This is a genomic window from Gilliamella sp. wkB292 (assembly GCF_001690235.1).
Classification (GTDB): Bacteria; Pseudomonadota; Gammaproteobacteria; order Enterobacterales; family Orbaceae; genus Gilliamella; species Gilliamella apicola_F.
In genome coordinates this window covers 89,098-104,969 of sequence record NZ_LZGO01000052.1, presented here as the reverse complement: position 1 = coordinate 104,969, position 15,872 = coordinate 89,098, and the positions used below count along the sequence as shown (strand labels likewise).

8 protein-coding genes and 1 pseudogene are annotated in these 15,872 nt (G+C 38.0%); 4 read left to right on the top strand and 5 right to left on the bottom strand.

The genetic code is table 11. The annotated features are described in order from the left end of the window. On the bottom strand, positions 1–1,758 hold a 1,758-nt coding region (locus A9G09_RS06405; protein ID WP_065634047.1), incomplete at its 3' end, for a type VI secretion system Vgr family protein. A gap of 675 nt (positions 1,759–2,433) precedes the next feature. Between A9G09_RS06405 and gltB the strand changes: the two genes are divergently transcribed. Then, on the top strand, positions 2,434–6,891 hold the full coding sequence (gltB, locus tag A9G09_RS06400) for a glutamate synthase large subunit (protein WP_065633254.1): 4,458 nt from the start codon (positions 2,434–2,436) through the stop codon (positions 6,889–6,891). 13 nt (positions 6,892–6,904) lie between these two features. Next, a complete protein-coding gene (locus A9G09_RS06395) occupies positions 6,905–8,317 on the top strand; it encodes an FAD-dependent oxidoreductase (RefSeq protein ID WP_065633255.1) in 1,413 nt (470 codons plus the stop codon). 78 nt (positions 8,318–8,395) lie between these two features. Here the strand turns inward: A9G09_RS06395 and A9G09_RS06390 are convergent, their stop codons facing one another. The 3 genes from A9G09_RS06390 to mazG all read right to left on the bottom strand — a co-directional run bounded on the left by A9G09_RS06390 (position 8,396) and on the right by mazG (position 10,425). After that, positions 8,396–9,088: a glutathione S-transferase gene (locus tag A9G09_RS06390; protein ID WP_065633256.1), complete on the bottom strand. Its 693-nt coding sequence runs from the start codon at positions 9,086–9,088 to the stop codon at positions 8,396–8,398. A gap of 97 nt (positions 9,089–9,185) precedes the next feature. Continuing rightward, positions 9,186–9,626, bottom strand: coding sequence for a hypothetical protein (locus tag A9G09_RS06385; RefSeq protein WP_065633257.1), 441 nt, complete (start codon positions 9,624–9,626; stop codon positions 9,186–9,188). Continuing rightward, the gene (mazG, locus tag A9G09_RS06380; protein ID WP_065633258.1) at positions 9,619–10,425 is read right to left on the bottom strand and encodes a nucleoside triphosphate pyrophosphohydrolase; all 807 of its coding nucleotides are present in this window, start codon (positions 10,423–10,425) and stop codon (positions 9,619–9,621) included. The genes A9G09_RS06385 and mazG overlap by 8 nt, the downstream gene beginning before the upstream one ends. A 235-nt stretch (positions 10,426–10,660) precedes the next feature. Here mazG and A9G09_RS06375 point away from each other — a divergent pair, with 235 nt between their 5' ends. Further along, positions 10,661–12,667: an OPT family oligopeptide transporter gene (locus tag A9G09_RS06375; RefSeq protein WP_065633259.1), complete on the top strand. Its 2,007-nt coding sequence runs from the start codon at positions 10,661–10,663 to the stop codon at positions 12,665–12,667. A gap of 68 nt (positions 12,668–12,735) precedes the next feature. On the opposite strand, the pseudogene A9G09_RS12715 reads toward A9G09_RS06375, so the two are convergent. Further along, a pseudogene (locus A9G09_RS12715) lies at positions 12,736–12,828 on the bottom strand (sugar diacid recognition domain-containing protein); the annotation flags it as partial. A 90-nt stretch (positions 12,829–12,918) separates the two neighbouring features. Between A9G09_RS12715 and A9G09_RS06370 the strand changes: the two are divergent. Continuing rightward, entirely contained in the window at positions 12,919–14,844 is a 1,926-nt protein-coding gene (locus A9G09_RS06370; RefSeq protein WP_065633260.1) for an ABC transporter ATP-binding protein, read from the top strand. The last annotated feature ends 1,028 nt before the right edge of the window (positions 14,845–15,872 follow it).

Genomic DNA, 15,872 nt, shown 5'->3' with positions numbered 1-15,872 from the left:
TAAGTGACCAATATTAAGCTGGGTTTTTCCGTATTCAGTGGCTAACTTGATGTGCTCCTGACCGCGTTTATCATCCATCCGCAGTTTATTGTTGGTCGCCGTGCGAATCACATTGCGATGTTTGTTGGCCGTTGCAACATGGTCAGGGTGGGCACTGTCATGCATCGCATAAGCAATATAAGGGCGGTCAGGGTTACCGTTAGTAAAGGCTATCGCCACCTCCGTACCGTCAATAAGCGGAAAGTGAAAACCATAACTACCACCGGCATACGGTTTCGCCAGTCTGACCCATAAGCTCTCTTCACCGCTGTTCCAGCTTTTCAGGTCAAAGTTAAACTTAACCCGGTATCGACCCTGAGTGTCAATATAACCATAGGTGTCATTATCCGGACTGGTCACCCGTGCCGGTAAGGTGCCACTGATTTGTGGCCATGCTATCGGTTTAGGGCGGTAGGGTTTTAATACCTGATACGGGATGGCGGTAAATGCCACTTCATAAGCATCCGTGCGGTTACCGTGCCCAGCCACACTTATAATGATAAACCCCTCTTGCGTATCGGCTAACGGGTTACCTGTTATGCGAATACGTTGACCCGGCACCAGCTGACAGCGGTTACTTTTACCGCTGATGATTACCTGACTACTGATTGCCTGTTCATGACGAATACGCGCATACCATGTCCCACTTTCAATGCTGTTATCCTGATTACCTTCGCGGTTACCATTTTGCTCTCCTGCCGCAAAACGGTTGGCTGTATCGCTATCACGACCAGCATTAGCCGTGCCATTATCATTCAATCCTTTATAGTGCTCTTCATAACGGTAATTCGTGCCATATGTTGTCCCGTTTGTCGGCTGACTGTTCACTTCCGTTTGTAAATTGCTGCCTGCATCCCGGTAATTATAATCCTGCACCTGAACTGACGCTTCAACCATCTGACTGTGTAAACCCATATCCCACACACTGTCAACACCCGCATCTAAAGTGCCACTCGGTAGTTTGTAGTCGATATCCTTTGCCTGCTGATAACCTTGTTCGTAATCACTTAAGACCATAACATCACAACTGTGCTCAGCATGCGTTTCAAAACGAAACCATATCCCCACATCGGCTAAAATTCGTTGAATAAAGGTCAGGTCACTCTCCTGCCATTGGGTGATAAGCTCCCGGACCGGATAACGGTCTTTTAATTCTAAACGGTAGTCAATGCCGGTAAAACCATGCCCACGCAGCACCTCTTCAACAACGCCCACCACACTCAAATTCTGAAAAATAGCACTGTTATGACTGAGTGCCAGCTTTGCCAGCACCGAGGACAATACCACCTGATAATGCGCTTGCTCTTTATTGACCGATAACTGACTAAACTCAGTAATCACCCCGTATACAATGCGTGAATCGCCTGACGATAACAGGTCGGTCAACGACGATTCAAGCGGAGCAAAAGCACTTAAGGTATTAAGCGTTTGCGTTACCTTTGAGACAATATCGAAATTATTCGCCGGGTGAAAAATAAATGCGGCTTTTTGATTTAAAACCGAGTCAAGTGTGAGGTGTTTATCTGAACTTGTAAAGGAAATGCGATAATGCCAGGGCTGGTTAAGGGTTTCATCACTGCTTACATCTAATACCGATATTGCTGAGCCTAAGGCTTCTATTGTTAATGTGTAACGATTATGGCTGATTGCGCCATTAAGCCCATTACTCACACCTTTACCATATTGAGTAAGAGTGGCTAGTCCTTTTTCCATATCCATATAATCCTCTCTATCAGATTCAGATCTTATGAATAAAGTTATATTTAAATATATGTTAAATGATTAACATTCTTTAAATTCACAATTATTCAGCATTATTTTCTTATTAATATCAGATAATTATTTTGCTAAATATTTAAAACATCTGTATTAATTTAAACGTTATAAGCATTAAAAATACACTATATTAGCTTACAAAATACCTATTTTTGAGTAATTTGCAATCACTTTGTTTGTTTATATTGAATTTTTAATTCAATAAGCGATATTAAGCTAATTTAATAATATTAACTAATTGGTTAAAAATAAGTTAATCCTGCTGGATAAGTTTTTTTACAAACACTTTTGTCGAGACGAATTAAATTCTCATATAATTTCATACTTAAACATTCTAATTTAGTTAAACTTATTTACAAAAATAACAATTATCATTGATATTAATTATATAATTTTTTTTGAAAATAACAGCCATATACTTAATTATTATCTTAATAATCAATAAGCTACAAATCAATTATTAGCTTCATTAATAACTCAGATAGACCTTATTAAAAGATTGACTTATAAGTAATATTTATTTGACCAAAATACCTTTTTTCTTTAATTTCTTAGCCATTATGGGATTAATGCCTATACTTTCACAAAATATAAAAGCGATGATTTAGAGGCAATGATATGTTATATAACCAGCATCATGAAAAAGATAACTGCGGATTTGGTTTGATAGCCCATATTGAAGGGCAACCAAGTCACAAGGTGGTGCGTACAGCAATTCACGGACTTGCAAGAATGCAGCACCGTGGTGCCATTTTATCCGATGGTAAAACGGGCGATGGCTGTGGGCTTTTAATGCAAAAACCCGATCGATTTTTTAGGCTTGTAGCTGAAGATGCCGGATGGCGTTTAGCAACAAATTATGCTGTAGGCATGCTATTTTTAAGCCAAGATGAAGCCGAAGCTCAAGCTAGTCGTGAAATTGTTGAAGAAGAGTTAGCGGATGAAACTTTATCAATTTTAGGTTGGCGCGAAGTGCCAATTGATAAAAGTGTGTTAGGTGAAATTGCCCTGTCATCACTACCAAGAATTGAACAAGTCTTTGTTAATGCGCCTGCGGGTTGGACAAAAATTGATTTAGAGCGTCGTTTATATATGGTTAGGCGTCGCATAGAAAAGCGTGTGCAAGATGATACGTTTTATGTCTGTAGTTTTTCAAATCAGGTCAATATCTATAAAGGCCTTTGCATGCCTAAAGATTTACCTCGATTCTATTTAGATTTGGCAGATATTCGTATGGAAACAGCAATCTGTTTATTCCATCAACGTTTTTCAACCAATACTGTACCGCGTTGGCCACTTGCCCAGCCATTTAGACATTTAGCCCACAATGGTGAAATTAATACTATTGAGGGCAATCGCCAATGGGCCAAAGCGCGATCTTACAAATTTAAAACGCCACTTATACCTGACTTACAAAATGCCGCACCGTTTGTGAATGTAACGGGTTCGGATTCAAGTTCACTTGATAATATGCTTGAATTATTCCTTGTTGGTGGGATGGATATAGTACGTGCAATGCGTTTACTTGTTCCACCTGCATGGCAAAACAATCCAGATATGAATGAAGATCTGCGTGCCTTTTTTGATTTTAACTCTATGCATATGGAACCATGGGATGGTCCAGCAGGCATTGTTATGTCGGATGGTCGTTATGCTGCTTGTAACTTAGATCGTAACGGTCTACGCCCTGCTCGTTATGTTATTACCACAGACAAACTCATCACCTGCGCATCGGAAATTGGTATTTGGGATTATCAACCAGATGAAGTGGTAACTAAAGGGCGCGTCGGTCCGGGCGAATTACTGGTGATTGATACCGAAGAAGGTCGAATTTTACAATCGTCTGAAACTGATAACGATTTACAAAAACGTCACCCATACAAAGAGTGGATGGCTAAGAATGTAAAACGTCTGATTCCAGTTGAAGATCTTCCTGATGATGATATCGGCTCTCGTGATTATGATGATACGTTACTGGCGACTTACCAAAAACAATTTGGTTATAGCAATGAAGAACTTGATCAATGCATTCGCGTTTTAGGTGAAAATGGTCAAGAAGCAACAGGCTCGATGGGCGATGATACGCCATTTGCGGTATTATCAAGCCGTCCACGCTTAATTTATGATTACTTCCGCCAAAAATTTGCGCAAGTAACCAATCCACCAATCGATCCATTGCGTGAAGCGCACGTTATGTCACTTTCTACCAGTATTGGCCGTGAAATGAATGTGTTTGCCGAAGCGGAAGGACAAGCGCATCGTGTGGCATTTAAATATCCAGTTTTAGTGTATTCAGATTTTCAGCAGTTAACGACGTTAGAGTCAAAATACTATAAATCAGAAACGCTTGATATTACCTATGAAATTGATGGTAGCTTACGTGATGCAATTGAACAGCTTTGTGGTGATGCTGAAGCCAAAGTAAAAAATGGCACAGTATTGCTGATTCTATCAGATAAAAATATTGCAGCCGATCGCCTACCCATTCCTGCGCCAATGGCTGTTGGTGCTGTGCAACAACGTTTAGTTGAGAAAAATTTACGTTGCGATGCCAATATTATTGTTGAAACAGCAAGCTGTCGAGATCCACATCAGTTTGCTGTCTTACTAGGCTTTGGCGCAACTGCAATCTATCCATATTTAGCGTATGAAACTTTAGCGCAAATGGTCGATAAAGGTACGATTAATAAAACCTACCGTGAAGCAATACTTAATTATCGTAACGGGATTAATAAAGGTTTATATAAAATCATGTCCAAGATGGGCATTTCGACAGTCGCCTCTTACCGTTGCTCTAAACTGTTTGAAGCAGTTGGCTTACATAAGGATGTGGTAGAACTTTGTTTCCAAGGCGTTACAAGCCGAATTAGTGGTGCTAATTTTGATGATTTTGCTCAAGACCAATTTAACCTATCCAAAAAAGCGTGGTTACGCCGTAAACCATTAGAACAAGGTGGATTACTCAAATTTGTTCATGGTGGCGAATACCACGCTTATAATCCAGATGTGGTGCAGTCATTACAAAAAGCTGTAAATAATGGTAGTTATGAAGAGTATAAGCGTTATGCCGATATCGTCAATAATCGACCAGTTGCTACATTGCGTGATTTATTAAAACTTAATCCACCAGAAAGTGGCGCTATTGCACTTAATGAAGTCGAACCTGAAGAGGCTTTATTTAAACGTTTTGATTCCGCTGCGATGTCAATTGGCGCGTTAAGTCCTGAAGCGCATGAATCTCTTGCAACCGCAATGAATACGTTAGGTGGTTTTTCAAACTCTGGGGAAGGCGGCGAAGATCCTGCTCGTTATAACAGTATAAAAGTTTCACGCATCAAACAAGTGGCGTCTGGTCGCTTTGGCGTTACACCTGGTTATTTAATGAGTGCGGATGTGATTCAAATTAAAGTGGCACAAGGCGCAAAACCGGGTGAAGGCGGCCAATTACCGGGTGATAAAGTCACCCCTTATATTGCAAAATTACGTTTTTCTGTGCCAGGGGTAACATTAATTTCACCACCTCCTCACCACGATATTTATTCAATTGAAGATTTGGCACAACTTATTTTTGACCTGAAACAGATCAATCCAACTGCAATGATTTCGGTTAAATTAGTTTCGGAACCGGGTGTTGGAACAATTGCAACAGGGGTTGCTAAAGCTTATGCCGATTTAATCACTATTTCGGGTTACGATGGTGGTACCGGAGCCAGTCCATTAACATCTGTGAAATATGCCGGCTCGCCATGGGAATTAGGTCTGGTTGAAACGCAACAATCGCTTGTTGCCAATGGTTTACGTCACAAAATACGCCTACAAGTTGACGGCGGCCTTAAAACTGGTGTTGATATTGTAAAAGCCGCTATTTTAGGGGCGGAAAGTTTTGGCTTTGGAACGGGGCCAATGGTTGCCTTAGGCTGTAAATATTTACGTATTTGCCATCTTAATAATTGTGCAACCGGCGTTGCTACTCAAGATGAGAAATTACGAAGTGAGCACTATCATGGATTACCAGAAAAAGCGATGAATTATTTCCGCTTTATTGCTCGTGATACGCGTGAAGTTATGGCTGAACTAGGTGTTAGTCGCATCATCGACTTAATTGGTCGTACTGATTTGCTGTTAGAACTCGATGGCATAACAGCTAAACAACAAAAACTTGATTTATCAGGATTACTTAAAACAGCCACACCGCTTGAAGGTAAACCGGTATATTGTATTGAGGATAATAAACCTTTTGACAAAGGGCTACTTAATAAAGCGATCATAACCCAAGCACAAGAAGCGGTGGATAATCGTCAAAGCAAAAGTTTCTATTTTGAAATTCAAAATACCGATCGTTCAGTTGGAGCAAGTTTATCCGGCTATATTGCTAAAAAATATGGCGATCAAGGTTTAGTGACCGATCCTATCAACCTTAACTTTAATGGTACAGCCGGTCAAAGTTTTGGTGTATGGAATGCCGGTGGTGTGGATTTAACCCTTACAGGTGATGCTAATGACTATGTTGGTAAAGGCATGGCTGGCGGACGTATAGTCATTCGCCCCCCACAAGGTTCGGCATTTTTAAGCCATGAAGCAACCATTGCCGGTAATACCTGTTTATATGGTGCAACTGGCGGTAAATTATTTGCCGCAGGTCGTGCCGGTGAACGTTTTGCCGTACGTAATTCTGGTGCTATTAGTGTTGTTGAAGGCATTGGTGATAATGGCTGTGAATATATGACAGGCGGTATTGTATGCGTACTTGGTAAAACAGGGGTTAACTTTGGTGCCGGTATGACTGGTGGATTTGCCTATATTTTAGATGCTGATGGCGATTTTCATAAACGTATCAATAAAGAGTTAGTCGAAATGCTAAATGTTGCTGATTATTCAATACATGAAGAGCACTTACGAGGATTAATCATGGAGCATGCTCAACTTACTCACTCATCACGCGCTGAAGAAATTTTAGCTAATTGGCAGGATTTTGCTAAACAATTTGTTTTAGTTAAACCTAAATCGAGCGATGTAAAAGCGCTGCTTGGTCATCGTAGTCGTTCATCAGCAGAACTACGCGTTCAAGCACAGTAAGGAGAGCACGAAAATGAGTCAAAATGTTTATCAGTTTATCGATTTACAACGTGTCGATCCGCCAAAAAAACCGTTGAATATTCGTAAAATAGAATTTGTTGAAATTTACGAAGGATTTTCCCCTGCGCAATCTCAAGCCCAAGCCGATCGCTGTTTGGCTTGTGGTAACCCCTATTGTGAATGGCGTTGCCCTGTGCATAACTATATTCCGAATTGGCTAAAATTAGTTAACGAAGGTAAAATTTTAGAGGCAGTTGAACTCTCTCACCAAACTAATAGTTTACCGGAAGTTTGTGGCCGTGTTTGCCCTCAAGATCGACTTTGTGAAGGATCATGCACCTTAAACGCAGAGTTTGGCGCTGTTACTATCGGTAATATTGAACGCTATATTACCGATGAAGCCTTTAAAATGGGATGGAAACCTAACTTAACTAATGTTGAAAAAACGGGATTAAAAGTCGCCATTATTGGTGCGGGTCCTGCAGGACTTGCTTGCGCTGATGTTTTAGTACGTAATGGTGTAACACCGGTAGTTTTTGATCGTCACCCTGAAATTGGTGGGCTATTAACCTTTGGTATTCCTGCATTTAAATTGGATAAGGAAGTATTAATCAACCGTCGTAAAATTTTTACCGAGATGGGAGTTGAGTTTCGTCTAAATACCGAAGTAGGAAAAACAGTTCAATTATCTGAGTTACTCAATGAGTTCGATGCTGTTTTTATTGGAACAGGTACCTATCAATCAATGCGCGCAGGACTCGAAAATGAAGATGCTAACGGCGTTTATGATGCGTTACCATTTTTGATCGCCAATACTAAGCACATAATGCATCATGAACAAACCAAAGATACCCCATACATCGACATGAAAAATAAACGTGTAGTTGTATTAGGTGGGGGTGATACAGCGATGGACTGTGTCCGCACTTCAATTCGCCAAGGTGCAACTGACGTGACTTGTGCCTATCGTCGTGATGAAGCCAATATGCCCGGTTCTAAACGCGAAGTCAAAAACGCCAAAGAGGAAGGAGTACAATTTCAATTTAATGTACAGCCATTAAGTATAGAAATTAATAATACTGGGCACGTTACCGGCGTGAAAATGGTCAGGACTGAATTAGGTGAGCCAGATGCTAAAGGCCGCCGCTCACCAGTTATTATTGAAGGGTCTGAATTTATTTTACCTGCCGATGCAGTGGTAATGGCATTTGGTTTTAAGCCGCACTCAATGCCTTGGCTTACAGAACATGGAGTTGATTTAGATAAGCAAGGTCGCATTATTGCCCCAGAGGTTAAAGGGTATCAAACGACTAATGCAAAAATCTTTGCCGGCGGCGATGCAGTACGAGGCTCTGACTTAGTCGTCACCGCCATTAGCGAAGGACGTAAAGCAGCAGAAGGAATTTTAGATTATTTAGAAGTGTGATTGCGTTTTTAGATTAAATCCAAAAATTAACCCCACTTACGCAATGTTAAGTGGGGTTATTTTTAGCAAAATCTTTAATTATCGGTGTAATCGATAAGGTTCATCCATCGTGACAAAGCTGTGTTCTTTTAACGCCTCATTTATCCACGCTTGAATACCTTTAGTATGACAAATCGTTTCAATGTAATTAGCTAAAGTTGAGCTTGTCTGAATATGATAATTTTTTAATCTTAAGCATAAAGGTGCATAAAATCCATCAGCTATACTAAAATCACCAAATAAATAGTGATCATTTGATTTGTTAGAAGATAAAAAAGACGTTAATAAATCATCTAAGAACAAGAGCTCTTTTTTGACTTCGGGGTGATCACGTAAAATTATCTGCCCAACTTCTGGCAATTCAGCCTCGATATTCATGGGTAAATAATTTCGAATCGCTTGAAATCCCGAATGCATTTTTGCAACTAAGCTACGAGCCATTGCTCTACGTTTTATATCTGTCGGCCATAGCGCTAAATTGCGATGCTGTTCAGCTAAGTATTCACAAATCGCTAAAGAATCGGTAATAACAAGATCGTTATCAACAAGTATCGGAACAGTTCCAAATTTTGAAATGGATGATATCGTAGTTTTAAATAGGGAATCTTCATCAAAACTATCAAATTTAACCAATTTTTCAGCAAAGGGAATATCAAAATATTTCATCACCACCCAAGGCCGCATAGACCATGTAGAGTAGTTTTTATTGCCGATATAAAGTGTGTAATACATTTCCAACCACCCTACAATAAATATTAACTTTAAAAAGTGTTAAGTGCTAATCTCACTTAATCTTTACATCAACAACCTTATCTCACTTTCTACGAAGTTATAAGTAAACCACATGTGTGCCTTTTTCAGGTTGGAAGGTCGCTTTACCAAATTCATCAAGGAAATAAGCAATATGATCAGTTTTATCACCCAATAAACGCCCTTTCACTTTATTCCAGGTCATTAGCACAATCATTGCATCGGGTTCACAGCAAATCAGCATAGGTTGTTCGAACTCTTCATTATAATAAAACTCGCCACCATATATTTTATGTGCGGTGAGTAGTAGGTAACATCCATACTCTTGAGCAATCATATTTAATTGTTCTTCAGGAATACTAAAGTTTTTTTCGGCAATTTCGCTGATAATCATTTCAACAACAGTGATGCTCTTTTCAGAGTAATCAAGCTGATTAATGCTCCATGTTGGACTATGTAATATCGCATTTTGTGCCCACGCTTCTATTTCTTGATACAGTTCGTTTTTTTGTTCAGTCATTTTTATTTACTTCGCTATTTGATTTTTCTAATTGCTTAACACTTTGCCACGCGTCTTCCATTTGTTCAAGTGTTGCATCAACTAAAGCCAGATTTTTTTGTTTTAATAGCGATTCCACTTGTTTAAATCGACGAACAAACTTGTTATTTGCTTTTTGCGCGCAAAGTTCCGATTTAACTTTCAAATGACGTGCTAAATTAACCGTTGCAAAAATCAAATCGCCTAATTCTTCTTCAATTTTGTCTTGTTCAAGTGTTGATTTATTTAGCTCTTGCTCGACTTCAATTAGCTCTTCTTTTACTTTATCTAAGACAGGCTGCAACGCTAACCAATCAAAACCAACAGATGCACAGCGTTTTTGGATTTTCTCAGCTCTCATCAAAGCAGGAAGAGAATTAGGAATATCATCGAGTATCGAGAACTGCGCTCGCTCATTACGCTCTTGTTGTTTGAGCTGCTCCCAATTGAGTTTTGCAGCAGGATTATCTGAAAAGATATGTGGATGACGACGAACTAATTTATCAGCAACCGCATTGCAAATATCATCAAAATTAAACGCCTTTTGCTCGTCAGCCAAATCAGCATAAAAAACAATTTGAAATAACAGATCGCCTAATTCATTTTTCAGTTCTTGCATATCTTGTTGATCGATAGCCTCTAAAACTTCATAAGTTTCTTCTAAAGTATAAGGCTTTAATGAGGTAAAAGTTTGTACGCGATCCCATTCACAACCATTAATCGGATCACGAAGTTGCTTTGTAATAGCTTGTAGACGCTTTAATCCATTCACGGTAGATATCTCAATTAAATTGACCTAAGCGCATATTGTAATATATTCACAATAAAACAGTTATTTTTTTAATATTACTAACCTATTACTACTCAAATTATTCATAATAAATTCAAGCACAATTACACTAAAAAAATTTAACAAGCAAAAAAATCCAAATAAGACAAACAAAAAAAGATAAACAACAAATAAAGTGAATTTCAGTATATAATGTCGGTATGCTAAATCAATTACATTAATAAAAATGAATAACTTACGTGAACTTACATTAAGAGGCACTATTCTAGGTGCCTTTATAACGATTATTTTTACTGCATCTAATGTCTATTTAGGTTTAAAAGTTGGATTAACATTTTCTTCTGCTATTCCGGCAGCCGTTATTTCTATGGCAATATTGAGGCTTTTTTCTGGCTCAACCATTTTAGAAAATAATATGGTGCAAACCCAAGCATCAGCAGCGGGTACTTTGTCTTCAATTATCTTTGTGTTACCGGGATTATTAATGATTGGTTACTGGCAAGGTTTTCCGTTTTTACAAACCTTTGCCATATGTGCTGCTGGAGGAATGTTGGGCGTATTATTTTCAATCCCATTGCGTCATGTTATGGTAGTAAAAAGCACACTACCTTACCCCGAAGGGATCGCTGCTGCTGAAATTTTAAAAGCTGGCTCAAAATCAGGGGATAACGATACCAATGAAGGCCTAAAAGATATTTTAGTCGGTGGCGTCATCGCTTCTGTAGTCAGTGTTTGTACTAATGGTTTTCGATTACTATCTGAAAGTATCTCTTATTGGTTTACCGGTGGTAAATCAATCTTTCAATTACCAATGGGTTTTTCATTAGCTTTACTTAGCGCAGGTTATTTAATTGGTATTATTTCGGGTATTGCTGTGTTAGTTGGGACAATTATTGGTTGGGGATTTGGTATTCCTATTTTAAGTCTTATAACCGATTATGATACTAATGAGCCTTTATCTAAAATTGCTATGGGACTTTGGGCAAAAGACATTCGCTACATTGGTGCTGGTACTATTGCAATTGCTGCAATATGGACATTATTAACATTAATCAAACCAGTTATTGAAGGTTTAAAAATATCATTCAGCACTTTACGTTCTGATGTTTCAGCGAATGATATCGCCGAAACAGATCGCGATCTCTCGCCTAAATCAATCTTTTTGATAATGGGTGGGATGCTAATTATCTTAATCGTGACTTTTTATTCATTTATTTCTGGCAGTGGGTTATCAACAGGCGTTGCATGGGCATTAGTATTTTGTGCAGTTCTATTTGCTTTTATTATGGGCTTTTTAGTTGCTGCCGCTTGTGGTTACATGGCTGGACTAGTTGGCTCATCCGCAAGTCCAATATCAGGCATTGCCATTGTCGCAGCTATTGTAATTTCGCTCATCTTATTAGGTTTAGGTGAAGCCAATGGTATGTTAGCATCCGTTGAAGGATCCAATTTTGCGACTGCTTTAGCGCTATTTACTACCAGTTCAGTTTTAGCAGTTGCTTGTATTTCTAATGATAATTTACAAGATCTTAAAACAGGCTATCTTGTTAAAGCAACCCCTTGGAAACAACAGGTTGCTTTACTCATTGGTTGTGTGGTTGGTGCTATTGTTATCGCACCTATTCTTGAGATTCTCTATAACGCATATGGTTTTACCGGGGCATTACCACGAGCAGATATGGATCATTCACAAGTGTTAGCTGCACCGCAAGCAACCTTAATAACAACTATTGCCAAAGGGATATTCTCTCATCAACTTGATTGGACCATGATTTTAATCGGCTTGGCGGTCGGTACAATGATTATCATCATTGATTTAATTTTAGCAAAATCAAAATGTCGCTTCCGTTTACCTGCATTAGCGGTTGGTTTGGGTATCTATTTACCGCCGACCATTACTATGCCAATCTTCGTGGGCACCATACTATCGTGGTTAATTAAGCGTGGCGCTTATGCTAAAGCAAAAAAACAAAATTTAGATCCTGAAGCACAATATAAAAAAGTTGATAGTAAAGCGGCGTTAATTGCTTCGGGATTAATTGTAGGTGAAAGTTTAGTTGGTGTGTTATTAGCTATAGTGATTGTTATCAGTATTGCCAGTGGCGGTAGTGATACACCATTGGCTATATCAGCTGACTTAGGTACATTACCACAATATTTGGGATTAGCGGTATTTGTGGCGATCTGTTTGTACTTTATTCGTCGATCATTAACAGCAATCAAACAATCATAATAGAACTAAACAACGTTAAGCCCTTTAGCAATCATAAAGGGCTTTCATTTATCTGAAAACCTTACCTACGCATCCATCATATTAATATTACAATCAATGATTTTCATGGTTCTATCAACAAGTTGTTGTGCAATTTTAGCCGTTAGATTATAAGGACTCATTGCCATCTTGGTCATCCTATTTTGATTTTACTTGAACTTCAATTTTTGCTAGGATAGCTCATTTTATTTTGAATAATAGATCGCAATATCATGATTGTTTTTGATTCTATCCAAATTCGCCGAGGTGTAAATCTCCTATTAGATAATGCTTCAGCCACTATTAATCCTAAACAAAAAGTGGGATTAGTTGGTAAAAATGGTTGTGGAAAATCCACCTTATTTTCGCTAATCAAAGGTGAAATTCAAGCAGATGGTGGTAGCTTGAGCATTCCTGCACAATGGCAACTAGCTTGGGTTAATCAAGAAACACCCGCTTTAGATGTGCCTGCTATTGAGTATGCTATTGATGGGGATCGAGAGTATCGCCAATTAGAACAGAAATTAGCCATTGCTAATCAAGAAAATAATGGTGAACAAATTGCAATTATTCATGAAAAACTCGATACCATTGATGCTTGGTCAATACAGGCAAGAGCTGCAACACTATTACATGGTTTAGGATTTTCTAACGAACAACTTCTGTTGCCGGTTAAATCCTATTCAGGCGGTTGGCGAATGCGACTAAATTTGGCGCAAGCGTTAATGTGTCGTTCTGATTTACTGCTTCTAGACGAACCGACCAACCACCTTGATTTAGATGCTGTAATTTGGCTTGAAAAGTGGTTAAGTAATTACCAAGGTACACTAATTTTAATCTCACATGACCGAGATTTTTTAGATCCTTTAGTGAATAAAATTATTCATATCGAACAAAAGAAATTATTTGAATACACAGGCAATTATTCATCATTTGAAACACAGCGCTCAGCAAAATTGGCTCAACAACAATCATTATACGAAAGCCAACAACTTAAAGTCGCTCATTTGCAAAGTTACATCGACCGTTTTAGAGCTAAAGCAACCAAAGCGAAACAAGCGCAAAGTCGAATTAAAATGCTAGAAAAAATGGAACTGATAGCGCCAGCGCATGTGGATAATCCTTTCCATTTTAATTTTAAACCTGCTGAATTTTTACCGAGTCCATTATTGATGATGGATAAAGTAGTTGCCGGCTATGGAGATAAAATTGTCCTTGAAAAAATTAAATTGAATCTTGTGCCAGGCTCAAGAATTGGTTTATTAGGACGCAATGGAGCGGGTAAGTCGACCTTAATTAAATTATTAGCGGGCGAACTACAACCTAAAGAAGGCCATATTAATTTAGCCAAAGGTGTTCAATTAGGCTATTTTGCTCAGCATCAGTTAGAGTATTTGCGAGGTGATGAATCGCCACTTTGGCATCTAACCAAACTTGCTGATCCTAAAATAACAGAACAAGAACTGCGTAACTATTTAGGTGGTTTTGATTTTCATGGTGATAAAGTCAATGAGCCTGTAAAAACATTTTCAGGCGGTGAAAAAGCACGATTAGTGTTAGCACTAATTGTTTGGCAAAAACCCAATTTACTGTTACTTGATGAACCAACTAACCATTTAGATTTAGATATGCGTCAGGCATTAACCGAGGCGCTTATTGATTTTGAAGGAGCTTTAGTTGTTGTATCACATGATCGTCATCTATTACGTTCAACAACTGATGAGTTTTATTTAGTCCACAATCATAAAGTCGAACCATTTAATGGCGATCTTGATGACTACCAAAAATGGCTTGCTGAAGAACAGAAAGCTGAAAATCAACCTGAACCCGATCAAGATGCGGCTAAAAAAGATAGTGTCCAAAATATCTCCTCGCAAGAGCGCAAAGAACAAAAACGCCGTGAAGCGGAATTAAGAGCGCAAATGCAGCCAATTAAAAAATTGTTGCAAAAAGAAGAGCAAGTTCTTGAACAACTGACAAAACAATTAAAAGCAATTGAAGAACAATTAGCTGATCCAACTATTTACGAAACAGAAAATAAATCACAATTAACGGAATTATTACTGAAACAGAGCCAACTTAAAGGTGATCAAGAAGAATCAGAAATGAAATGGTTAGATTTACAGCAGCAACTAGAAGATTTTAATTATGAAGATTAATATTGTTTTGCCAGGTTTATTTTTGCTAATTAACCTATAGCATAATAATCTTTAATAAAGAACCAAGTTAAAACGAATTTTTTTGTAAATGGCTAATTTTAAATATTTTTAAAAAAATATTTAATGAGCAACATCACACACAAATATATCCTTGCTTGGTTGCTGTTTACTAAAGCAACCAATGCAAATACAAATGATGTAAAAGATCAGATAAGATCGCCTTATGAAAAGAGGTCTTATACTTTAACCTTAGTAAAAAATAGAAAGAGTTAAACAAACTAAATTTTATCGCTAAGAGTAATTTATTGAATTTGTAAAGATAATTTATTCATCTAATACCAATATCCCGTCGGGATGAATTTTTAGATAAAATTCATCGCCGTATTTTGGCTTTAAATTAAATGAAATTAACGTATAAAAGTAAGATTTGATCATACCAGTTAACTGAAATCTTGTACTGAGTCCGCATATACGCTACATTTTCGACACGATATTTTTGGCAATCTTCAGCTTTTTGGGTTATCAGCTCAATAGTTTCTAGTCTAATGCCAACAATACAGCGTGTTGATTTAAATTTGATTTAATCTTGGCATTTTAGCTTATAACCAAAAATCGAAATATAACCATTATTATAATGCTCAGGGAAATTCTTTGCACATCGATAAAATTAGTTTTTGATAAACCTAAATAGTTGGTTGTAAATTCGGTAACATAACCAGAACATTCCCTTCATCAACGTAACACCAAGTCTAACAACAACAGTCAGAATTATAATTGATAATAAAAAATTCGACCTATAACCATTATATGCTTAGCATATTCTAGCGCTATGCGGTGCATAGATTATCCCCAAATGTTGCATTAACTCCAACAGCAACACCTAATAAAATTGCGTTAAAAATAACTCGAATAAATAGATCTTTGACAAAATATCAATAAATTGCAGCCGTATCAATTTTCTCTTTTCGTAAACATCGTCAAAAATATAGCCAGAGCTGAGTATAAAGCACATACTAATAGGGTAATTA